We start from the raw sequence: 21,924 nt of genomic DNA on the forward strand, positions 1-21,924 counted from the left end.
GGCATAACGGACAATTGCCGGGTATAGTACCCGGCCCGTGTAAAGCACTGAAAATATATCCAGCCCTCGGGCACGCAGACCATGATCAGCAACGAACTCAAAGCCACCATCCAAGGCGCCTATTCGCGTTTCCTCGAAGCCAAGAGCCTCAAGCCGCGCTATGGCCAGCGCTTGATGATCGCCGAGGTCGCCAAGGTGCTCGGCGACATCGCGGTGGACGAAGAAGGCCGGCGCAGCGGCGAGCCCGCCGTGGTCGCGGTCGAGGCCGGCACCGGTACCGGCAAGACCGTGGCCTACAGCCTGGCCGCCATTCCCGCCGCGAAAGCGGCGGGCAAGCGGCTGGTGGTCGCCACCGCCACGGTCGCCCTGCAAGAGCAGATCGTCTTCAAGGACCTGCCCGACCTGATGCGCAACAGCGGCCTGAATTTCAGCTTCGCCCTGGCCAAGGGCCGGGGCCGCTACCTGTGCCTGTCCAAGCTCGACATACTCTTGCAGGAAGGCCAGGCGCAGTCGGCCACCGCACAGTTGTTCGAGGAGGAGGGCTTCCACATCGAGGTCGACGAGCGCAGCCAGAAGCTCTTTGGCAGCATGATCGAGAAGCTGGCCGGCAACCGCTGGGACGGCGATCGCGACAGTTGGCCGGAAACCCTCGAAGACCAGGATTGGGCGCGCCTGACCACCGACCATAGCCAATGCACCGGCCGGCATTGCCCGAATTTCCAGCAGTGCGTGTTCTACAAAGCGCGCGAAGGCATGGGCAAGGTCGATGTGATCGTCACCAACCACGACATGGTCCTGGCCGACCTGGCCCTGGGCGGTGGTGCCGTGCTGCCCGACCCGCGCGACACGATGTACGTGTTCGACGAAGGCCATCACCTGCCCGATAAGGCCATCGGCCACTTCGCCCACTTCTCGCGCCTGCGCTCCACCGCCGACTGGCTGGAGCAGACGGCCAAGAACCTGACCAAACTGCTGGCCCAACAAGCTCTGCCGGGCGATCTGGGCAAGTGGATCGAACAGGTGCCGGAGCTGGCGCGGGAACTGCGTACCCAACAGCAGTTCATGTTCACCTTGTGCGAACAGGTCGCCGATTTCCGCCCCAGCGAAGACAACGAAGGGCGCGAACGCCCGCGCTACCGCTTCGAGGGTGGCGTGGTGCCCGAAGCGATCCGCGAGGCCGGCATCGAACTGAAGAAGGGCTTCGCCCGCCTCAACGACCTGTTCACCCGCCTGGCAGACCTGCTCAAGGAAGGCATGGACGCTGAAGTCAGTATCGGTATCCCCAGCCACCAGGCCGAAGAATGGTACCCGCTGTTCGGCAGCCTGCTGACCCGCGCCCAGGGCAATTGGGAACTGTGGACCGCCTTCACCGCCGAAGACCCGGAAGACAGTCCGCCCATGGCGCGCTGGCTGTCGCTGGCCGACAGCGGTGCGCAGTTCGACATCGAGGTCAACGCCAGCCCCATCCTCGCCGCCGAAATGCTGCGGCGCAATTTGTGGAACGTGGCCTACGGCGCCTTGGTCACCTCGGCCACCTTGACCGCCTTGGGCAAGTTCGACCGCTTCCGCATGCGTTCGGGCCTGCCGCGCGACGCCATGACCTGCGTGGTGCCCAGTCCCTTCGTGCACGGCGACGCCGGCGTGCTGCGCGTGCCCGACCTGCGCGCCGACCCGCGCGACGCCACGGCGCACACCGCAGCCATCATTCGCGACCTGCCGGGCATCGTCGAAGACGCGCGCGGCGCGCTGGTGCTGTTTTCCTCGCGCAAGCAGATGCAGGACGTGTTCGACGGCCTGGACCGCGACTGGCGCAAGCTGGTGCTGATCCAGGGCAACCTGTCCAAGCAGGAAACCCTGAACAAGCACAAGGCGCGCGTCGACGACGGCCAGCACAGCGTGCTGTTCGGCCTGGCCAGCTTCGCCGAAGGCGTCGACTTGCCGGGCGCCTATTGCGAGCACGTGGTCATCGCCAAGATTCCCTTCGCCGTGCCGGACGATCCGGTCGAAGCGGCCCTGGCCGAGTGGATCGAAGCCCGCGGCGGCAACCCGTTCATGGAGATCGCCGTGCCCGACGCGTCGTTGCGCCTGATCCAGGCCTGTGGCCGGTTGTTGCGCACCGAGCAGGACCGCGGCGTCATCACCTTGCTCGACCGGCGTCTGGTCACGCAGCGCTACGGCAAGGCTATTCTCAACGCGCTACCGCCGTTCCGGCGGGAAATCGGCTGACCGCCGGCGCACGGTGCGCCGGCCCATTGCCTCCCATTCGGTCGTGAGCCCTGTAGCTCTACAAGGGCCGGTCTCTACAAGGAGTGACACCGCCCCATGATCCCTCGCAGCCTGCCTGCCTTGCTTGCCCTGATGTTCGCTGCGCCTCTGTGGGCCGGGCAGCAGGCAGTGTTCAGCTTCGTTCGGCCGACCTCGGTCATCAATGTGCTGACGCAGGACACGGCCTTGCCGCAGTACAACGCCGAGCAGACCGCCCAAGGCGAGGTGCTCAGGCGGGTGGTGTTCAACCCGGCCGAACGTCCGACCTTGCAGCTTGCGCCGCAGAGCGGCAGTTGGGACTGGTCGAGCGGACAGTTCCTCACCCTGCGCCTGCAAAGCGGCATGGATTGGGCGCTGAGCGTGGACGTGGTGGTCGAGAGCCGCGACGGCCAGCGTCTGACCAGCCGTGTCGACTTACCTTCGGGGCCGGCGCAAACGGTACTGGTGCCTCTGACCGCGCGCTCCCCGCTCGGCCAGGGCATGCGTGCCGGTCCGCCCATGCCATGGAGCCATCAGGGCCAGCGACTGTTGTTCACCAGCAGTGTCGGCGCAGTCGATCTCAAGCAGGTCAGCTCGGTCAGCCTGAGCATTCCCAAGCCCAACGTCGCGCAAAGCCTGCTGATCGAAAAGGTCGGTGTGCAGGACGATGACCAGGCCTACAACGCCGCCTATGCCGAACTGATCGACGCCTACGGCCAGTCGACGCGTGCCAACTGGCCGGACAAGATCGCCACTGACGAACAACTCAAGGCTTCGGCGCAGCGCGAACGACAGCAGCTCAAGGGCTGGCTGGCCGAACGCGAGGGGCGCAAGCTCGACCCTTATGGCGGCGTGATGGCAGGCCCCGCGTTCGATGCCAGCGGATTTTTCCGCACCGCAAAGCGCGATGGACGCTGGTATCTGGTGACGCCCGATGGCCACGGTTTCTTCTCCCTGGGCGTCAACGCCGTGGCCGCCGACAGTGGGCGCACTTATGTCGCCGGGCGCGAGGGCATGTTCAAAGCCCTGCCGGCCGAAGGCGAACCGCTCGCCGCGTTCTATGGGCAAGGCAACAACGACGACGGCAATGCCTCCTCGCAGGGCCGCGGGTTCAAGCAAGGCCGTTGGTACGATTTCTACGCCGCCAACCTCCATCGCAGCCACGCGGCGCCTTGCCCAGCGCCGGTCGAAGGCCAAGCAGACAGCGCCTGCCTGGCGCCAAAGCTGGCTGCCGAGCAATGGCAGACGCAGGCCATCGACCGCTTGCTGGCCTGGGGTTTCAATACCTTGGGCAACTGGAGCGATCCGGCTCTGGCCCAGGCCCAGCGTGTGCCCTACACCCTGCCGTTGGCCATCGTCGGCGACTACGCCAGCATCAGTACGGGCATGGACTGGTGGGGGCGTATGCCCGATCCGTTCGACCCGCGCTTCGCCATGGCCACCGAGCGCGCCGTGGCCATCGCCGCCCGCGACCACCGCGACGATCCATGGCTGATCGGTTACTTCGCCGACAACGAACTGGCCTGGGCCGCGCCCGGCGCCGATGCCAATGCCCGCTACGGTCTGGCGTTCGGCACTTTGCGCCTGACCACCGACGTGCCGGCCAAGCGCGCGTTCCTCAAGCAACTGCGCGACAAGTACCGCAACCAGCAAGGGCTGTCCAAAGCCTGGGGCATCGACCTGCAAGCCTGGGAGCTGATGGAAGATCCAGGCTTCGAGGCACCGTTGCCGACGCCCGAGCACCCGGAAATCGAACGCGACTACCAGCATTTCCAGGATGTGTTCGCCCAGACCTACTTCAAGACCATTTCCGATGCCCTGAAATGGCACGCCCCCAACCACCTCTTGCTGGGCGGCCGCTATGGCGTCACCTCGCCCGAGGCGGTCAAAGCCTGTGCCGAGTTCTGCGACGTGTTGAGCTTCAACTTCTACACGCTCAAGCCACAGGACGGTTATGACTTCGCGCAGTTGGCCGAGTTGGACAAGCCATTGCTGGTCTCGGAGTTCCAGTTCGGTTCGCGCGACCGTGGCCCGTTCTGGCCGGGGCCACTCGAGCTGGCGCGCGAGGAGGATCGCGGCGCTGCCTATGCCACTTTCCTCGATGCTGCCCTGGAACAACCGACCATCGTCGGCGCGCACTGGTTCCAGTACCTCGATCAGCCTGCCAGTGGGCGTCTGCTCGATGGTGAAAACGGCCACCTGGGCCTGGTGGCGATCACCGACCTGGCCTGGAGCGGTTTCGTCGAGGCGGTGCGCAAGCGCAACCTGCTGCTCGATCAACAACTGGCCAAACGCCTGGCCGCACCCGCGCCTTGATCTTCGTCAGGCTCAGGCTCGCGGTGATGGCCTGGCCCTGCATTGGTTGCAGTTGACCTGTATGCAAACGCGTCGAGTGCTGAAACAATGCACGCCTTTTTCCAACCCGCCGGGAGAACAAGGCCGTGCAGATCCAGGGGCATTACGAACTGCAATTCGAAGCGTTGCGCGAAGCCTTCGCCGCCGTATTCGACGATCCCCAGGAGCGTGGCGCGGCGTTGTGCGTGCAGTTGGGTGGCGAGACGGTACTGGACTTATGGGCCGGCACAGCCGACCGCGACGGGCAGCAGGCCTGGCACAGCGACACCATCGCCAACCTGTTTTCCTGCACCAAGACCTTCACTGCCGTGACCGCGCTGCAACTGGTGGGCGAGGGCAAACTGGCGCTCGATGCGCCGGCAGCACGCTACTGGCCCGAGTTCGCCCAGGCCGGTAAAGAAGGGGTGACCCTGCGCCAGTTGCTCAGCCACCGCGCCGGCCTGCCGGCCATTCGCCAACTGTTGCCGGCCGAGGCGCTGTACGACTGGCAGGTGATGACCGACGCCCTGGCTGCGGAACGTCCGTGGTGGACGCCCGGCACCGAGCATGGTTATGCCGCCATTACCTATGGCTGGTTGATCGGCGAGCTGATCCGCCGCGCTGACGGTCGGGGTCCGGGCGAGTCGATCGTCGCTCGGACCGCCAAGCCGCTGGGCCTCGATTTTCATGTCGGTCTGGCCGACGAGGAGTTCCACCGCGTGGCGCACATCGCCCGTGGTAAAGGCAATGCCGGAGACGCTGCGGCGCAGCGCCTGCTGCAGGTGACCTTGCGCGAGCCGGAGGCGCTCTCGACACGCGCCTTCACCAATCCGCCCGCGATCCTGACCAGCACCAACAAACCCGAGTGGCGGCGCATGCAGCAGCCGGCCGCCAATGGCCACGGCAATGCGCGCAGCCTGGCCGGGTTCTATGCCGGCTTGCTGGACGGCAGCCTGCTCGAATCCGAACTGCTCGACGAACTCACCCGCGAGCACAGCCTGGGCGAAGACCGCACGCTGCTGACGCAGACGCGTTTCGGGCTGGGCTGCATGCTCGACCAGCCGCAGATCGCCAACGCCACTTTCGGGTTGGGCGCGCGTGCTTTCGGACACCCGGGGGCGGGCGGGTCGGTGGGCTTCGCCGATCCCGAATACGATGTGGCCTTCGGCTTCGTCACCAACACGTTGGGCCCTTACGTGTTGATGGATCCAAGGGCGCAGCGCCTGGTGCAGGTGCTGCGGACATGCCTTTGATCGGGTAGTTCGGTATTGCTCGAATGCTTTGTCTATTCTGAGGGCCACTGCTCGATGTGCGCTGGCAAAATTCCTTTTCAATTCATGGTGTATCGCTGATGTCCTCACATAAAACCTTAGCTCTCGCCCTGTGCCTGGCCATGACTGGCTGCGCTCAGCACTCGCAACAGAATGCCTCGAGCGACAGCGGCCGTAGCTGGTGGCCATTCGGCTCGGACCAGGTCGCCGACAAGGACGTGAAGGACGCCGTCACCGAAAAAGTCGCCCAGGCCGATGCCAAGGCGGCCGGCAAGAGCGATTCGGGCAATCGCTGGTGGTGGCCGTTCGGCGGTGAGGGCAAACAGGACCAGGCACCTGTGGCGGCGGTGCCGAAGATCGACCAGAAAGCGACTCAGGCTTGGCTCGACCAATACGAGCCCAAGTTGCGCGAAGCGCTCAAGGACAGCACGTTCCAGCTGGAGCGCCGCGACGATGTGCTGGCCGTGACCATTCCCGTCGATGGCTCGTACAACCCCGACCGCCCGAACATGCTGCTGCCGATCACGCTGGCACCGATCACCCGCGTAGCCAAGGTGGTCGAGGGCGATCCAAAGACCGCCGTACTGGTCCTGGGCCATGCCGACAGCACCGGCGCTGCCGTCGCCAACCAGCGCCTGAGCCTGGAGCGTGCGGCTTCGGTGTCGGCGATCTTCCGTCTCAGCGGCTTGCAGCGTGACCGTCTCAACCTCAAAGGCATGGGCTCGGTGATGCCGCGCGCGGCCAACGACAGTCCGCAAGGGCGTGCCCTGAACCGCCGCGTCGAGCTGCTGCTGACCCCGCAGAACACCATGCTGGCATTGTTGGCCAAGTACCAGACTCCAGCGCCGGCGCCAGCGGCCATGGTCGCTGCGCAAGACGTCAAACCGGTCGCCGCTACTGCGCCTGCCACCAAGGCACCGGCCAAAGCCAAACCGGCTGCCAAGGCTGCTGCCAAACCGGCTGCGAAAAAGCCAGTGGCCAAGGCCAAGGCATCGGCCAAGCCGGCTGCCAAAAAAGCCGCGCCCGCCAAAGCTGCGGCCAAAAGCAAGACCGATGACAAACGCGTCGCGGCCAATACCAAGACCAACTGATCGGCGAGGAGCGCTGGAATGACTTCGTCTTTGGCCGACATGCGCCGCGACTACACCCGTGATGGCTTGGTCGAGGATCAAGCCCCTGGCGAGCCCTTCAGCCTCTTCCAGCAATGGTTCGCCGACGCCGTGCAGACCGAGCAGGCGCCGGTCGAAGCCAACGCCATGACCCTGGCCACGGTCGACGCCGACGGTCGTCCGCACTGCCGGGTCTTGCTGCTCAAGGGGTTGGACGATCGAGGCTTTACCTTCTTCACCAACTATGACAGCGCAAAGGGCCAGCAACTGGCTGCGCGGCCTTTCGCCGCCATGACCTTCTTCTGGCCGGCGCTGGAGCGGCAGGTGCGCATCGAAGGCCGGGTCGAGAAAGTCTCGGCGCAAGAGTCGGACGCCTACTACCAGGTCCGCCCCTTGGGCAGCCGCCTGGGCGCCTGGGCGTCGCCGCAGAGCCGAGTGATCGCCGATCGTGAGGCGCTGCAAGCGTTGGTCAAGGCGACCGAAACGCGCTTTTCCGACACCCAGCCCCATTGCCCCGAGCACTGGGGCGGTTACCGCTTGATGGCCGACCGCATCGAGTTCTGGCAGGGGCGCCCCAGCCGCCTGCACGACCGGCTCAACTACCGTCTCGATGACGGGCATTGGCACCGCGAGCGTCTTGCGCCCTGAGCCGCCTGGCGCCGGAGCCGCACACACACAGTGCAACGATCGGCGCCACCTTTTTGTCACATCTCCATAAGGCATTCGTGTCGCGAGCGGTCCAAGCTGTACGTGGGCTGAACGGCATGCTTTTTTCTTCGCCGCGTCCGTGACAGCCGTCAGCGCGCGGCGTCTAATGAACACCTTACCAACGGAGATTCCACCCATGCGTAAATCCGCCTTGCTGGTAGCGACCTTCACTACCGCGTCGCTGTTGCTCGGAGGCTGTGCTTCCAACCTGACCGGTGACAGCTACTCTCGTGACGAAGCCCGCCGCGTGCAGACCGTACGCCTGGGCACCATCGAATCCTTGCGCCCGGTGAAGATCGAAGGCACGAAAACCCCTATCGGCGGCGGCGCGGGCGCCGTGGTCGGCGGCGTGGCGGGCAGTGCCATCGGTGGCGGTCGTGGCAGCCTGGTGGCGGCTGTGATCGGCGCGGTCGCCGGTGGCCTGGCCGGCTCGGCAGCCGAAGAGGGCCTGACCCGCACCCAAGGGGTCGAGATCACCGTGCGTGAAGACGACGGCAGCATGCGCTCCTACGTGCAGCAGGTGCAGCAGAACGAAGTGTTCCGCGTCGGCGAGCGCGTGCGCATCATGACCGTCGATGGCACCAGCCGCGTTTCCCACTGAGCGCACTGGCGTCGCACGGGCGACAAAAAACCCGACGGACTAGGTCCGTCGGGTTTTTTCATGGCTTCGGTTCAGTTGCCGTCAGCTGTCATACAGGCGGGATCATGGCTGGCGCGCATCGAGCATGGCCGTGGCCACCGCTTCGGCGATGCGGATGCCGTCGACCCCTGCCGAGAGAATGCCGCCCGCATAACCGGCGCCTTCGCCGGCCGGGAACAGGCCCTTGAGGTTGACGCTCTGGAAATCCAGGCCACGGGTGATGCGCAGCGGCGAAGAGGTGCGCGTTTCCAGACCGGTCAGTACCGCGTCGTGCAGGCTATAGCCCTTGATCTGTCGCTCGAAGGCCGGTAGCGCCTCGCGGATCGCTTCGATGGCGAAGGCCGGCAGGCTCGTTGCCAGATCGCCCAGGGTCACACCCGGTTTGTAGGACGGCTCGACACTGCCCAACGCCGTCGACGGGCGGCCTGCGATGAAATCTCCGACCAACTGCGCCGGTGCCTGATAATTGCTGCCGCCCATCTCATAGGCCAGGGTTTCGAGACGCTCTTGCAACTCGATGCCGGCCAATGGCCCGCCTGGGTAGTCACGCTCCGGATCGATACCGACCACCAGACCCGAGTTGGCGTTGCGCTCGTTACGCGAGTACTGGCTCATGCCGTTGGTGACGACGCGTCCTGGCTCGCTGGTCGCAGCCACTACGGTACCGCCAGGGCACATGCAGAAGCTGTACACCGAGCGACCGTTCTTGGCGTGGTACACCAGCTTATAGTCCGCAGCGCCCAGTTTCGGGTGGCCGGCATACTTGCCCAGGCGCGCCTTGTCGATGAGCGTCTGCGGGTGCTCGATACGAAAGCCTACGGAGAACGGCTTGGCCTCCATGAACACGCCTTTGGCGTGCAGCATGCGGAACGTGTCGCGAGCACTGTGGCCCAAGGCCAGAACCACGTGCCGTGACAGCAACTGCTCGCCGCTTTCCAGCACCACGCCCGCCAGTTGTTCGCCTTCGATCAGCAGATCGCTGACTTTTTGCTCGAAACGCACCTCACCACCCAGGGCGATGATTTCCTGGCGCATGGTCTCGACCATGCCGGTCAGGCGGAAGGTGCCGATGTGCGGCTTGTTGATGTAGAGAATCTCGTCCGGCGCGCCGGCCTTGACGAACTCTTCCAGCACCTTGCGGCCATGGTGCAGGGGGTCCTTGATCTGGCTGTACAGTTTGCCGTCGGAGAACGTGCCCGCACCGCCTTCGCCAAACTGCACGTTGGACTCGGGGTTGAGTTCGCTCTTGCGCCACAGGCCCCAGGTATCCTTGGTACGTTGCCGCACTTCCTTGCCACGCTCCAGCACGATGGGTTTGAAGCCCATCTGCGCCAGCAGCAGCGCGGCGAAAATGCCGCAAGGCCCGAAACCCACGACCAAGGGACGTTCCTCAAGCTCACTGGGCGCATGGCCGACGTATTTGTAGGTCACATCCGGTGCCGGGCCGACGTTACGGTCGTCCTCGAACCTGCGCAGCAGCTCGGCTTCGTTGCTGGCCTCCAGATCGATGGTGTAGATGAACAGCAGCTCGCTGTTCTTCTTGCGCGCATCGTAGCTGCGCTTGAACAGCGTGAAGCTGAGCAGTTGTTCACCGGCGATGCCCAGGCGCTGCAGGATGGCTTCGCGCAGCGCTTCATCGGGATGATCCAGGGGCAGCTTCAGTTCGTTGATTCGTAGCATGACAAGGTCCACTCTCCCGGCCCGGGATGGCCGGCGGCTTTAAACAAACGGCGGAGTATAAGGGTTTCGCTGCCATCGCTGGCAGCGTAAACGCATTCATCCGATCAGTTGTCCCGCGCGCCGCCGAAGTAACCGCAGCCCTGCAAGGCCTGGCCGTCGATGCGCAGCTCGGTGCGCAGGTGGCGAATGGCGCCGCTGGAAGGGTCGACGCAGCGCTGTGGAGCAGCCCACAGTTCCACATGCTGGCCGTTGGCTTCGCTGCTCAGGCTCAGGCCACCGCCAGGGATTTCTTCTTCGAGAAACGGCAAGGGCAGCGGCTCCTTGCCCGCGCGCTCGACGATCATGCCGCGGCCACTGGCCTTGACGTTCCAATCAGGAGAGTAGCCCTCGGCGCGTAGGGTCAATTGTTTGAAGTTCGGGTCCAGGCAGCCGTCGCCCGCAGGTTCCAGGCGGTACAGGCGCTGCACGTCGAATTGTCCTTGGCTGTCGACCTGACGGCTGCCGCCCAGACGACCGCGCAGGTCGGCGAACAGTCGGGTCTTGGCGCTCGCTGCCAGGTTGTCGGCTTCCTGTAACAGGCCAGTATTGCCAGCGTCGTTGACGACGAAACGACGGCTCTCGTTGCACGGCTGGAACAGCAGCTTGCCGTTGCTGGCGCTCAGCTCGCCTTGCAGGCGGGTACCGCCGACGTTCGGGTCGCTTGGAGGTTCGGCCAGCAACTGGCAGCCAGCGAACAGCGGCAGCAAGGCGGCGAGCAACAGCGTGGAAGTGGCGCGCATGGGTAGCTCCAGCGTTATGGCGAAAAAGAGGGGGCACGTTACCGAGCCGGAACGTCGAGCTCAAGGGGCCCTGGGCTCATGGCAAAACAGCGGGCAGAAAAAAGGGCCCGAAGGCTAATGCCGATCAGTTAAGCAATCAGGGCTGCTTCGCAGCCCATCGCGGCTAATCGGAGCGCCGAACCGGCCGCTCCCACAGGGTTCGCTCCTGTAGGAGCGGCTTCAGCCGCGATGGGCTGCAAAGCAGCCCCAATCGACATGTTCAGGCTGACTGGCATCAGCCCTGAGGCCCTTCGTTCAACCGCCCAGGTACGCGTCGCGTACTTTCGGATCCACCAGCAGCGCCTCGCCCGTGCCCTGCATCACCACATGGCCGTTCTCCAGCACATAGGCACGATCGGCTACTTTCAACGCCTGGTTGGCGTTCTGCTCGACCAGGAACACCGTCACGCCATCGCGGCGCAGTTGCTCAATGATGTCGAAGATCTGCTGGATGATGATCGGCGCCAGGCCCAGCGAAGGCTCGTCGAGCAGCAGCAGCTTGGGCTTGCTCATCAACGCCCGGCCGATGGCGAGCATCTGCTGTTCGCCCCCGGACATGGTGCCGCCGCGTTGCACGTAGCGTTCCTTGAGCCTCGGGAACAGGTGCAGCACCTTGTCGAGCTGCTCCTGGTAGTCACCCTTGTTGGTGAAGAAGCCGCCCATGGCCAGGTTCTCTTCCACCGTCAGGCGGGCGAACACACGGCGGCCTTCGGGCACCACGGCGATGCTCTTGCGCATGATCAGCGAGGAGGGCTGGCCCACCAGCTCTTCTCCCAGGTACTTGATGCTGCCGCTGTGGGCTTGGGGCGAGCCGCACAGCGTCATCAACAAGGTCGACTTGCCCGCACCGTTGGCGCCGATCAGGGTGACGATCTCGCCCTGGTTGATCTCGACGTTGACGCTGTGCAGCGCCTGGATCTTGCCGTAGAAGGTGGAAACGTTTTCGAACTTGAGCATTTACGCTTCCCCCAGGTAGGCCTTGATCACGTCAGGATTGTCACGAATCGCTTCGGGCGTGCCGTCGGCCAGGGGCGTGCCCTGATTGATCACCACGATGTGGTCGGAAATGCTCATCACCAGTTTCATGTCGTGTTCGATCAGCAGCACGGTCAGGTTATGGGATTCGCGCAGATAGCCGATCAGCGCCTTGAGGTCTTCGGTTTCCTTCGGGTTCAGACCCGCAGCGGGCTCGTCGAGCATGATGATGCGCGGCTGGGTCATCATGCAGCGAGCGATTTCCAGACGCCGTTGCTGGCCGTAGGCGAGGGTGCCGGCGGTGCGGTTGGCGAACTCGGTCAGGTTGACCTTGTCCAGCCAATAGGCCGCGCGCTCCATGGCCTCCTTTTCACTGCGGCGAAAACCTGGTGTCTTGAAAAGACCGGCGAAGAAGTTGGTGTTCAGGTGACGGTGCTGGGCGATCAGCAGGTTTTCCAGCGCGGTCATCTCTTTGAACAGGCGCACGTTCTGGAACGTGCGCACCACGCCCTTGCGGGCGATGAGATGGCCCGGTAAGCCTTGGATCGGCTGGCCGTCGAGCAGGATGCTACCGCCGCTGGGCTTGTAGAAGCCGGTCAGGCAGTTGAAGACGGTGGTCTTGCCGGCTCCGTTCGGGCCGATCAGTGCCACGACCTGTTTTTCCTTGACGGTCAAGGCCACGCCGTTGACCGCCAACAAGCCGCCAAAGCGCATGCTCAGGCCGCTAACCTTCAGAATTTCGCGGCTCATCGACGCAGCTCCATGTGGGGACGTTGCATTGGCAGCAGGCCTTGCGGGCGCCAGATCATCATCAGCACCATCATGGCGCCGAACATCAGCATCCGGTATTCGCTGAACTCGCGCATCAGCTCGGGCAGCAGGATCATCACGATGGCCGCGAGGATCACGCCCAGTTGCGAGCCCATGCCGCCCAGCACCACGATGGCGAGGATGATCGCCGATTCGATGAAGGTGAAGGATTCCGGTGTCACCAGCCCCTGACGTGCGGCGAAGAAGCTGCCGGCGAAACCTGCGAAGGTCGCGCCCAGGGTGAAGGCCGAGAGCTTGATGATGGTCGGGTTCAGACCCAGGGCGCGGCAGGCGATCTCGTCTTCGCGCAGCGCTTCCCAGGCACGGCCGATGGGCATGCGCAGCAAGCGGTTGATCACGAACAATGCCACCAGCGCCAGGACCAGGGCGACCAGGTACAGGAAGATGACCTTGTTCATCGAGTTGTACGGCAAGCCGAAGTACTCATGGAACGTCTGCATGCCTTCGGCGGCGCGGCGCTCGAACGTCAGGCCGAAGAAGGTCGGCTTTTCGATGTTGCTGATGCCGTTCGGTCCGCCCGTCCAGTCGGTCAGGTTACGCAGGAACAGCCGGATGATCTCGCCGAAGCCCAGGGTCACGATGGCGAGGTAGTCGCCACGCAGGCGCAGCACGGGGAAGCCCAGCAGGAAACCGAAGGTCGCGGCCATCAGGCCGGCGATCGGCAGGCAGATCCAGAAGCCCCAGCCCAGATAGTGCGAGAGCATCGCGTAGCTGTAGGCGCCGACGGCGTAGAAGCCCACGTAGCCCAGGTCCAACAGCCCCGCCAGGCCCACCACAATGTTCAGGCCCAGGCCCAGCATCACGTAGATCAGGATCAGGGTGGCGATGTCCACCGCCCCGCGCGAGCCGAAGAACGGCCAGGCCAGCGCCGCCACGACCAGCCCGAGGATGATCCAGCGTTGCGTCTTGGGCAGGGTCAGGAAGTTGCTGACCGAAGCGGGTACCAGTGTGCGTCCGGAACGTTGGCCGAGGGTCGCGCTCCATTGCCGGTCGAACAGCACGCGCAGGAACATCAACACCGAGCACACGGCGATCACCGTCAGGGTGAACTCGCCTTGGCTGTGCACTACCAAGTGGATGCCGTCGATGCTCAGCTTCAGCCCCAGCACCGGAAACGCCACCGCCCACACCAGCACGGCGCTGAACAGCGCCTGTTTGAGATTCTTGTTCATACTTTCTCAACCTCCGGACGGCCCAGGATGCCGGTCGGCCGGAACAGCAGGACGAGGACCAGCAGGCCGAACGCCACGACGTCCTTGTACTGGTCACCGAAAATGTCGGCGCCGAACGCTTCGGCCACCCCGAGCACCAGCCCGCCGAGCATGGCGCCCGGGATGCTGCCGATGCCGCCGAGCACGGCGGCGGTGAACGCCTTGAGCCCGACCAGGAAGCCCGCGTTGGGGTTGATCACGCCGTATTGCATGCTCAGCAGCACTGCCGCAACCGCAGCCAGCGCGGCGCCGATGACGAAGGTCAGGGCGATGATGTTGTTGGTGTTGATGCCCAGCAGGTTGGCCATTTTCAGGTCTTCGGCACAGGCGCGGCAGGCGCGGCCCAGGCGTGAACGGGAGATGAACAGGGTCAACAGGGTCATGGCCACCAGGGTGACGACGAACACCAGGATCTGCATGTACGACACCAGGACCTCCTCCGCGCCACCTGGACCGAAGGAGAAGCTGCCCGGAATGAGGTTGGGGATGGATTTGTCCTTGGAGTCTTGCGACAGCAGCACGGTGTTCTGCAGGAAGATCGACATTCCGATGGCGGAAATCAGCGGAATCAGGCGGTTGCTGTTGCGCAGCGGCCTGTACGCCACCCGCTCGATGCTGTAGCCATAGGCACTGGTGACGAAGATGGTCGCCACGAACGCTACGGTCATCAGGATCGGCAACGAGTCGATGCCCATCATGGCCAGACCCGCCAGAGCGATGAAGGCCACGTAGGAACCGATCATGTACACCTCGCCGTGAGCGAAGTTGATCATGCCGATGATGCCGTACACCATGGTGTAGCCGATGGCGATCAGGGCATAGGTGCTGCCGATGGTCAATCCGTTAACCAGTTGTTGGAAGAAGTGATAGAGCTCGGGCATTGAAGCGCTCCTAAAAACCTGACGTGCATTCGCTGGCGGGGGATAACCCGGCACGCTTCGTGGCCTGGGCGACGAAGACGGGCTTGGCCAGGGAACCGCGGGTGACGGTTTTAAGATTTTCAGGTGGGGAGGTTGCCGGATCGCGGCAATCGGCCCATGAACCTCGTAAAACAAAGCCCACTGCTCGCACAGTGGGCTTGTAGGTCAACCAGTGATCGGACCGTTACTGAGGGGAGACTTCGGTTTTGGGCTTGCCGAAGTGCCATTCGTAGACCACGAACTTGAAGTCTTTCAGGTCGCCCTTGTCGTCGAAGGACAATTCGCCGGTCGGGGTCTTGAAGGTACCTTCGTGGATGGCTTCAGCGACTTTCGTCGTGTCTTCGCTCTTGGCTGCCGTGATACCTGCAGCAATCACTTCCACTGCCGAATAGGATGGGAACACGAACGGGCCGCTCGGATCCTTGTTGTCGGCCTTGATGGCATCGACGATGGCCTTGTTCTGCGGGTCGGCGTCGAAGGATTTCGGCAGGGTGACCAGCAGGCCTTCCGAAGCGTTCTGGGCAATCTGCGAGATGGAGTCATTGCCGACGCCTTCCGGGCCCATGAACTTGGCTTTCAGACCTTTTTCCTGAGCTTGGCGCAGGATCAGGCCCAGCTCTGGGTGGTAACCACCGTAGTAGACGAAGTCGACGTTGTTCTGCTTGAGCTTCTGGATGACCGAGGAGAAGTCCTTGTCGCCGGCGTTGAGGCCTTCGAACACAGCGACCTTGGTGCCCTTGCTTTCCAGAGTCTGCTTGACCGCAGTGGCGATGCCTTCACCGTACTGCTGCTTGTCGTGCAGCACCGCGACGACTTTGGGCTTGACGTGGTCGGCAATGTAGTTGCCGGCCGCTGGGCCCTGGGCGCTGTCCAGGCCGATGGTGCGGAAGATCATCTTGTAGCCGCGGCTGGTGATTTCCGGGCTGGTGGCCGCTGGCGTGATCATGATCACGCCTTCGTCTTCGTAGATGTCCGAAGCGGGTTGGGTGGAGCTGGAGCACAGGTGGCCGACCACGAACTTGACGCCATCGTTGACCACTTTGTTGGCTACGGCCACGGCCTGCTTGGGATCGCACGCGTCGTCGTATTCTTTGGCTTCGAGCATCTTGCCGTCGATGCCGCCTTTGGCATTGATGTCCTTGATGGCCTGCTTGGCACCAACGAACTGCATGTCGCCGTATTGGGTGACAGGGCCGGTCTTGGGCCCGGCGATACCGATCTTGATGGTATCAGCGGCGAAGGAATGGCTGGCGACACCGGCCAGTACCATTGCAGCGAACAGCTTGGAAATCTTGATCATAGTGCTCCACTCATCCTGTTGTAATTTTTATAGTCCTGGCGGCCAGGGCTACAGACCGGCGCGAGGGTTGCGGTGCAAGACTGCCACTGCAAGCCTGGCTTCCCCTGGAACATGCTCCGGAACTGTACCGGTACAGTGTAGAGCGCTGTCCGAGCGCTTGAAAAGCCGGCATAGCGCTCCGAATTCAGGGGGTGTCGCGTGATCGATACAAAGATATATAAACGCGCCATCGGGCCCTGTTGGTCGCATGGCACCCATACGCGTTCGAGGCCAATCGATCAATTACGTGTTTGAAACCAGGGTTTTCTGCAAAAATAGCGGCCTTTTTTATCAGCCATTTTCAGTGCAAGGGCCCCATGACCGATCACACAAGCACCCTCTATGCCAAATTGCTCGGCGAGACGGCAATCATCGAATGGAAAGCTTTGGAACGCTTTTGGGCCAAAGGTGACCTGATTTGGGTCGCGCCCGAGCTCGATCTGATCGAAGTCGCTGCCGCGATGGCGCAAAACCACAGTGAACACGTGGCAAAGTGGCGCTCTGATGGCACCGTTTCCGCTGTGCCGGATGAAGTGGCGCTCAGCCTGCAAACCCGCGATCCAGAGATATGGGCGGTGGTCGTATCGCCTTTTGTTCTGATCCAGGAAAAAACTCGTAACGATAAGTGATTTGTTTTGGTGCGGGGTCTCTGCGCTTGGCGCCATTTCAGAGCAATTTCCGTTGTGGCTAGGGTGCAGGTTGGTAACAACGAGTCGCCTATTTGCACACTGAGGTAACAACTTACGCAGGGCGTAATAACTTGCGAATCATCTAGAGGGGGTATCCATGACTAGCGCATTACCTTCATTGGGCTTTGCCGGCATCGGCCTGATGGGGCTGCCCATGTGCAAACGCCTGTTGGCGGCGGGTTATCCGCTGACGGTGTGGAACCGCAGCCCTCGCAAGTGCGATGCGTTGCTCGCGGCCGGCGCCCGTCTCGCCGGTACTCCCGCGCAGTTGTGCCAGGAAGCCGACATCGTCCTGACCTGCCTGGCGGACGTAGCAGCAGTGCGTGAGGTGGTGTTAGGCGCGCAGGGTATCGCTACAACTGGGCGCGCTCGTAAAGTGCTGGTGGACCTTTCTAGCACGGAGCCGGCAGCGACCCGCGAGATGGCTGCAGAACTCGCCGCCACTTGCGCCATGGGCTGGGTCGACGCTCCCGTGTCGGGCGGTATGCAAGGCGCCCAGGCGGGCACTTTGGCGATCATGGTGGGGGGTGAAGCCGAACCGTTGCAGCGGGTGCGTGACATTTTGCTCACGCTAGGCGAACGCGTCACACACATGGGTGGGGTGGGAGCAGGGCAGGTGACCAAAGCCTGCAATCAGATGATCGTGGCCTGCAATGCGCTGGTGATCGCCGAAGCCGTGGCCTTGGCCGAGCGTTCGGGGGTGGACGCGCGTTTGCTCGCGCAAGCCTTGGCCGGTGGCTTTGCCGATTCCAAACCCTTGCAGATACTTGCACCGCAAATGGCCGAAAACCGCTTCACTCCGGTCAAATGGCACGTACGGACCTTGCTCAAGGATTTGGACGGCGCGGTGAGGCTTTCCCATGATCAGGGCTCGGCAACGCCCATGAGCGGCCTGGCTGCGCAACTGATGCGCCTGCACGGCGGCAAGGGCCATCTGGATCACGACCCTGCCACCCTGGTGCAGTTGTACCGCCAGAAATCCTGAGTCGGCCCATGCGCGCTTGTCACAGCACGCGCAAGCCTGGGCATTGCGTCACCCGGCGACCAGGATACGGATGGCTTCCAAGCGCAAAGCCGCTTTGTCGAGCATGGCCACCCCATCCTCACGCAACTTGCGCAGCGCATCGAGTTCGGTTTCACGAACGTTGGGGTTGACCGCTTTGAGGGCGGTCATGCGCGCCAGTTCTTCGTCCGCTTCTGCTGCCAGGCGCTGCTGGGCGTCGGCTACCCGCTGGATGTGGGCCGGCATGATCCTCTCTTCGCCCGCCGCGATACGCTTGGACAACACGTCGCGCTGGGCCTGGACGAACTTGTTGGCGCTGGCGCGCGGCACGCTTTCGAGTTGCTCGTTGAGTGTCTCGAACGCGACCTTGGCGGCCAGGTCGTTGCCATTGGCATCGAGCAAGCAGCGCAAGGCGGCAGGCGGCAGGTAGCGACCCAACTGCAGATGGCGCGGTGCGACCACTTCGCTGACGTACAACAATTCCAGCAACACGGTACCGGGCTTGAGCGCCTTGTTCTTGATCAGCGCCACCGAGGTGTTGCCCATCGAGCCGGACAAGACCAGGTCCATGCCGCCCTGCACCATGGGGTGTTCCCAGGTGATGAACTGCATGTCCTCGCGCGACAGTGCCTGAACACGGTCGTAGGTGATGGTCACACCTTCGTCGTCGCCGAGCGGGAAGCTGGCGTCGAGCATTTTCTCGCTGGGCTTGAGAATCAGCGCGTTCTCGGAATGGTCCTCGCTGTCGATGCCGAAGGCGTCGAACAGCGTTTCCATATAGATCGGCAGGGCGAACTGGTCGTCCTGTTCGAGAATCGCCTCGACCAATGCCTCGCCTTCGCCGGCCCCGCCGGAATTGAGTTCCAGCAAGCGGTCGCGGCCGCTGTGCAAGTCGGCTTCCAGACGCTCGCGCTCGCTGCGCGCGTCGGCCACCAGCGCATCCCAGGCCTGGCTGTCGCCACCGGCCAAGAGCGCCAGCAGGCGTGCGCCGAACCGATGCTGCAAGGCATTGCCGGTGGGGCAGGTGGCGAGAAAGGCGTTGAGGCCATCCTGGTACCACTGGTACAGGCGTTCTTGCGGGCTGTCCTGCAAATAGGGCACATGCAGCTCGATGGTGTGCTTTTGACCGATCCGGTCCAGACGGCCGATGCGCTGTTCGAGCAAGTCGGGGTGGGCCGGCAGGTCGAACATCACCAGGTGATGGGCGAATTGGAAGTTGCGGCCTTCGCTGCCGATTTCCGAGCAGATCAGCACCTGGGCGCCGAACTCCTCGTCGGCGAAGTAAGCTGCGGCGCGGTCGCGCTCGAGGATGTTCATGCCTTCGTGGAAAACCGTGGCGGGAATGCCCGAACGCACACGCAGGGCGTCTTCCAGGTCCATGGCGGTTTCGGCGTGGGCACAGATCACCAGAACCTTGGTGCGCTTGAGCATCTTCAAGGTGTCGATGAGCCAGTCCACGCGCGGATCGAATTGCCACCAGCGCACATCTTCGATCTCGCCCAACCCTTGGGCCTGGAAGGCCACTTCCGGATACAGCTCGGCGCGCTCGCTGGCATCGAGCTCGGTATAGCGCTCGGGGTTGGGCAGGGGATAGGCGTGCAACTGACGCTCGGGGAAGCCTTGGATGGCGGCGCGGGTGTTGCGGAACAGCACGCGGCCGGTGCCGTGGCGGTCGAGCAGTTCGCGGATCAGGCGTGCACTGGCCTGGCTGTCGCCGTCGTTGACGGCAACGAGCAGGGCCTCACCTTGGGCGCCGAGAAAATTGCGAATGGTGTCGTGCGCCTGGTTCGACAGGCGTCCTTCGTCGAGCAGCTCCTGCACGGCTTCGGCGACGGGGCGATAGTGCTCGCTCTCGGCGCGGAAGGCGGCCAAGTCATGGAAACGATCCGGATCGAGCAGACGCAAGCGCGCGAAGTGGCTGTCCTGGCCCAGCTGTTCGGGGGTGGCGGTGAGCAGCAGGACGCCGTCGATCACCTGGGACAACTGCTCGACCAGGGCGTATTCGCGGCTGGCGTGCTCTTCATGCCAGACCAGATGGTGCGCTTCGTCGACCACCATCAAGTCCCAACCGGCCGCGAACAGCGCATCCTGGGCCTTTTCATCCTCGACCAGCCATTCGAGCGCGACCAGTGCCAGTTGCGCATCTTCGAACGGGTTGCTGGCATCGCTTTCGATAAAGCGCTCAGCGTCGAACAGGGCGACTTCCAGGTTGAAACGACGGCGCATTTCCACCAACCACTGATGCTGGAGGTTTTCCGGCACCAGGATCAGCACACGGCTGGCGCGTCCTGACAGCAATTGGCGATGGATCACCAAGCCCGCTTCGATCGTCTTGCCCAGGCCCACTTCGTCGGCCAGCAGTACCCGCGGGGCGATACGGTCGGCGACTTCACGAGCGATGTGCAGCTGATGCGCGATAGGCTGGGCGCGCACGCCGCCCAGACCCCACAGCGAAGACTGCATCTGCTTGCTGGTGTGCAGCAGCGTGTTGTAGCGCAGCGAGAACCACGGCATTGGATCGATCTGTCCAGCGAACAGGCGGTCGCTGGCCAGGCGGAACTGAATGAAGTTCGACAGCTGCGTTTCGGGCAGGGTGCGCGGCTGGTTCTGCGCGTCCAGGCCGTGATAGACCATCAGGCCATCGACGTCGTCGACTTCGCGCACGGTCAATTTCCAGCCGTCGAAGTGGGTGATCTGGTCGCCTGGTGAGAAGCGCACCCGTGTCAGCGGCGCGTTGCGTACGGCGTACTGCCGGGTTTCGCCGGTCGCCGGATAGAGCACGGTGAGCAGACGGCCGTCCTGCGCCAGAATGGTGCCAAGGCCAAGCTCGGCTTCGCTGTCGCTGATCCAGCGTTGCCCGGGTTGATACTGCTGCGCCATACTGGCTGAACTCCCGCGATGAAAAGCCGCCTATGGTAACGGATAGGTCCGGCCGGACCAATCAGTCTAGTGCGTTCATTGAACAATACCGCTTTGCCATGAGGAGCGAGGATCGAGATGCCTGCCAAGTACCGCTGGTTGAACGCTTGTGTGGCCATGGGTAGCGTCGTGCTGCTATCGGGTTGTGAGCAGAAACCCTTCGAAATACTGCCGCCCATCCCCACCGAGCAATTGGAAGTGCTGGGCGTACAGGCGCCGCTCAAGAGCGTGCATTTTCGCGATAAGCAGGGCGAGGGCTTGTTGGTGTTGAGCCGAGTCGACGGCCAGGCGACCGACGCCGACACCGAGCAGGAAGTCGACCGCGTCGTGCTCAAGGCCACCTTATATGAACGTGCCGGCGACAAGGCCTTCGCTCCGCGCTGGAACACCGAGCAGGAGACCACCTGTGCCGGGCTCGACCTGGACGTCGACTTCTACACCGACGTCAGCGACGTGACCGACCTCGACGACAATGGCATCGCCGAGGTGACGATCGCCAGCCATGCCTATTGTGGAGGTGGTATCGAACCGCAGGGCATCACCATCGAACTGCGTGAAGGGCAGTCGGTCTACTCCTTGACCGGACAATCGCTCATCAGCCCAGCGGGTGAGGAGCCCTTTGGGGGCGAGCGCGAAGACGGTGCTTCCTTCAAGAATGCGCCCAAGGCTCTGCGTGAGCACATCGAGAGCGTCTGGCAGCAGGTCTACAAGCGGCCGTGGAGCGAAGTCAGTGCGCCATCGGACGCCGACCCCGAGGACGATTCTCAATAAAGGAGTGCCGTTTCGTGTGCGTGCTGCTGCCTTTGGTCGTCGTACGCGCTCCGCGTCGCCAAGGCCGCTCATGGTGATCGGTATCGAGCCGATACAACTCTAATAAAGGAGACTCGCCATGCTGCCCCCGATCATTCCGCTCAGCGCCGTGCCCGTCACGTCCCAACTCGATCCGGTCAAGCCGACCCCGGACATTCCGCCGGTGGTGCCAGTACAGGCCACATCGGACGATACTGGCGTCGACCTTCGCCAGCGTCAGGACCCCGAGGGGCAAGCCTTGCTGTTGCTGGACGAACAACGTGGACGCCAACAGCAAAGAGAGCAGGGTAAGAACGCGGACGATCGCTACAGCGCAGAGCCCGGCCATGAGCTCAATGCCGATAACACCGTACCGGTGATAGCCATGGGCGAGCCAGTACGCCAAGGCCTGTTGGTGGACATCGAAATCTGAGGGCTGGTCAG

General features: G+C 63.4%; 18 protein-coding genes. 10 read left to right on the forward strand and 8 right to left on the reverse strand.

Translation table 11 applies throughout. The annotated features are described in order from the left end of the window. The first annotated feature begins 81 nt into the window (after positions 1–81). The 6 genes from dinG to AA0Z93_RS13700 all read left to right on the forward strand — a co-directional run bounded on the left by dinG (position 82) and on the right by AA0Z93_RS13700 (position 8,267). A complete protein-coding gene (gene dinG, locus AA0Z93_RS13675) occupies positions 82–2,226 on the forward strand; it encodes an ATP-dependent DNA helicase DinG (RefSeq protein WP_413048451.1) in 2,145 nt (714 codons plus the stop codon). Positions 2,227–2,322: 96 nt separating this feature from the next. Next, complete coding sequence (locus AA0Z93_RS13680; protein WP_413048450.1) at positions 2,323–4,560, forward strand: beta-galactosidase; 2,238 nt, start codon at positions 2,323–2,325, stop codon at positions 4,558–4,560. Between the two features lie 125 nt (positions 4,561–4,685). Continuing rightward, positions 4,686–5,831 (forward strand): serine hydrolase domain-containing protein, encoded by a 1,146-nt coding sequence (locus tag AA0Z93_RS13685; RefSeq protein WP_413048449.1) that lies wholly within the window; start codon positions 4,686–4,688, stop codon positions 5,829–5,831. 98 nt (positions 5,832–5,929) lie between these two features. Further along, complete coding sequence (locus AA0Z93_RS13690) at positions 5,930–6,940, forward strand: OmpA family protein (RefSeq protein WP_413048448.1); 1,011 nt, start codon at positions 5,930–5,932, stop codon at positions 6,938–6,940. An 18-nt stretch (positions 6,941–6,958) separates the two neighbouring features. Then, positions 6,959–7,606 (forward strand): pyridoxamine 5'-phosphate oxidase, encoded by a 648-nt coding sequence (gene pdxH / locus AA0Z93_RS13695; RefSeq protein ID WP_413048447.1) that lies wholly within the window; start codon positions 6,959–6,961, stop codon positions 7,604–7,606. 196 nt (positions 7,607–7,802) lie between these two features. Next, positions 7,803–8,267, forward strand: coding sequence for a glycine zipper 2TM domain-containing protein (locus AA0Z93_RS13700; RefSeq protein WP_296263556.1), 465 nt, complete (start codon positions 7,803–7,805; stop codon positions 8,265–8,267). Between the two features lie 102 nt (positions 8,268–8,369). On the opposite strand, the gene AA0Z93_RS13705 is transcribed toward AA0Z93_RS13700, so the two are convergent. From AA0Z93_RS13705 to AA0Z93_RS13735, 7 genes are all read right to left on the reverse strand, one after another. Next, complete coding sequence (locus tag AA0Z93_RS13705; protein WP_413048446.1) at positions 8,370–9,986, reverse strand: NAD(P)/FAD-dependent oxidoreductase; 1,617 nt, start codon at positions 9,984–9,986, stop codon at positions 8,370–8,372. Between the two features lie 104 nt (positions 9,987–10,090). Beyond that, positions 10,091–10,765, reverse strand: coding sequence for a COG3650 family protein (locus tag AA0Z93_RS13710; RefSeq protein WP_413048445.1), 675 nt, complete (start codon positions 10,763–10,765; stop codon positions 10,091–10,093). A 294-nt stretch (positions 10,766–11,059) separates the two neighbouring features. After that, positions 11,060–11,761, reverse strand: coding sequence for an ABC transporter ATP-binding protein (locus tag AA0Z93_RS13715; RefSeq protein WP_296263562.1), 702 nt, complete (start codon positions 11,759–11,761; stop codon positions 11,060–11,062). Continuing rightward, positions 11,762–12,529 carry a high-affinity branched-chain amino acid ABC transporter ATP-binding protein LivG gene (gene livG, locus AA0Z93_RS13720; RefSeq protein WP_314488508.1) on the reverse strand — a complete coding sequence of 256 codons (768 nt, stop codon included), beginning with the start codon at positions 12,527–12,529 and terminating at the stop codon, positions 11,762–11,764. After that, positions 12,526–13,782, reverse strand: a complete 1,257-nt coding sequence (locus tag AA0Z93_RS13725) for a high-affinity branched-chain amino acid ABC transporter permease LivM (RefSeq protein WP_296263567.1) — start codon at positions 13,780–13,782, stop codon at positions 12,526–12,528. Before AA0Z93_RS13725 ends, livG begins: the two co-directional genes overlap by 4 nt. Further along, positions 13,779–14,702, reverse strand: coding sequence for a high-affinity branched-chain amino acid ABC transporter permease LivH (gene livH / locus AA0Z93_RS13730; protein WP_296263568.1), 924 nt, complete (start codon positions 14,700–14,702; stop codon positions 13,779–13,781). The genes AA0Z93_RS13725 and livH overlap by 4 nt, the downstream gene beginning before the upstream one ends. A gap of 223 nt (positions 14,703–14,925) precedes the next feature. Further along, entirely contained in the window at positions 14,926–16,041 is a 1,116-nt protein-coding gene (locus tag AA0Z93_RS13735) for a branched-chain amino acid ABC transporter substrate-binding protein (RefSeq protein ID WP_413048444.1), read from the reverse strand. Positions 16,042–16,397: 356 nt separating this feature from the next. Here AA0Z93_RS13735 and AA0Z93_RS13740 point away from each other — a divergent pair, with 356 nt between their 5' ends. Further along, positions 16,398–16,709, forward strand: coding sequence for a DUF2288 domain-containing protein (locus AA0Z93_RS13740; protein WP_413048443.1), 312 nt, complete (start codon positions 16,398–16,400; stop codon positions 16,707–16,709). A 157-nt stretch (positions 16,710–16,866) separates the two neighbouring features. After that, a complete protein-coding gene (locus AA0Z93_RS13745) occupies positions 16,867–17,754 on the forward strand; it encodes an NAD(P)-dependent oxidoreductase (protein ID WP_413048442.1) in 888 nt (295 codons plus the stop codon). A gap of 48 nt (positions 17,755–17,802) precedes the next feature. Here AA0Z93_RS13745 and rapA read toward each other — a convergent pair whose 3' ends face one another. Further along, positions 17,803–20,652 carry an RNA polymerase-associated protein RapA gene (rapA, locus tag AA0Z93_RS13750; RefSeq protein ID WP_413048441.1) on the reverse strand — a complete coding sequence of 950 codons (2,850 nt, stop codon included), beginning with the start codon at positions 20,650–20,652 and terminating at the stop codon, positions 17,803–17,805. 117 nt (positions 20,653–20,769) lie between these two features. Here rapA and AA0Z93_RS13755 point away from each other — a divergent pair, with 117 nt between their 5' ends. Beyond that, positions 20,770–21,462 carry a M949_RS01915 family surface polysaccharide biosynthesis protein gene (locus AA0Z93_RS13755; RefSeq protein WP_413048440.1) on the forward strand — a complete coding sequence of 231 codons (693 nt, stop codon included), beginning with the start codon at positions 20,770–20,772 and terminating at the stop codon, positions 21,460–21,462. Between the two features lie 118 nt (positions 21,463–21,580). Next, positions 21,581–21,913: an aspartate-semialdehyde dehydrogenase gene (locus AA0Z93_RS13760; protein WP_413048439.1), complete on the forward strand. Its 333-nt coding sequence runs from the start codon at positions 21,581–21,583 to the stop codon at positions 21,911–21,913. The last annotated feature ends 11 nt before the right edge of the window (positions 21,914–21,924 follow it).

The organism is Pseudomonas phoenicis (assembly GCF_047302395.1).
In the GTDB taxonomy this organism is placed as follows: Bacteria; Pseudomonadota; Gammaproteobacteria; order Pseudomonadales; family Pseudomonadaceae; genus Aquipseudomonas.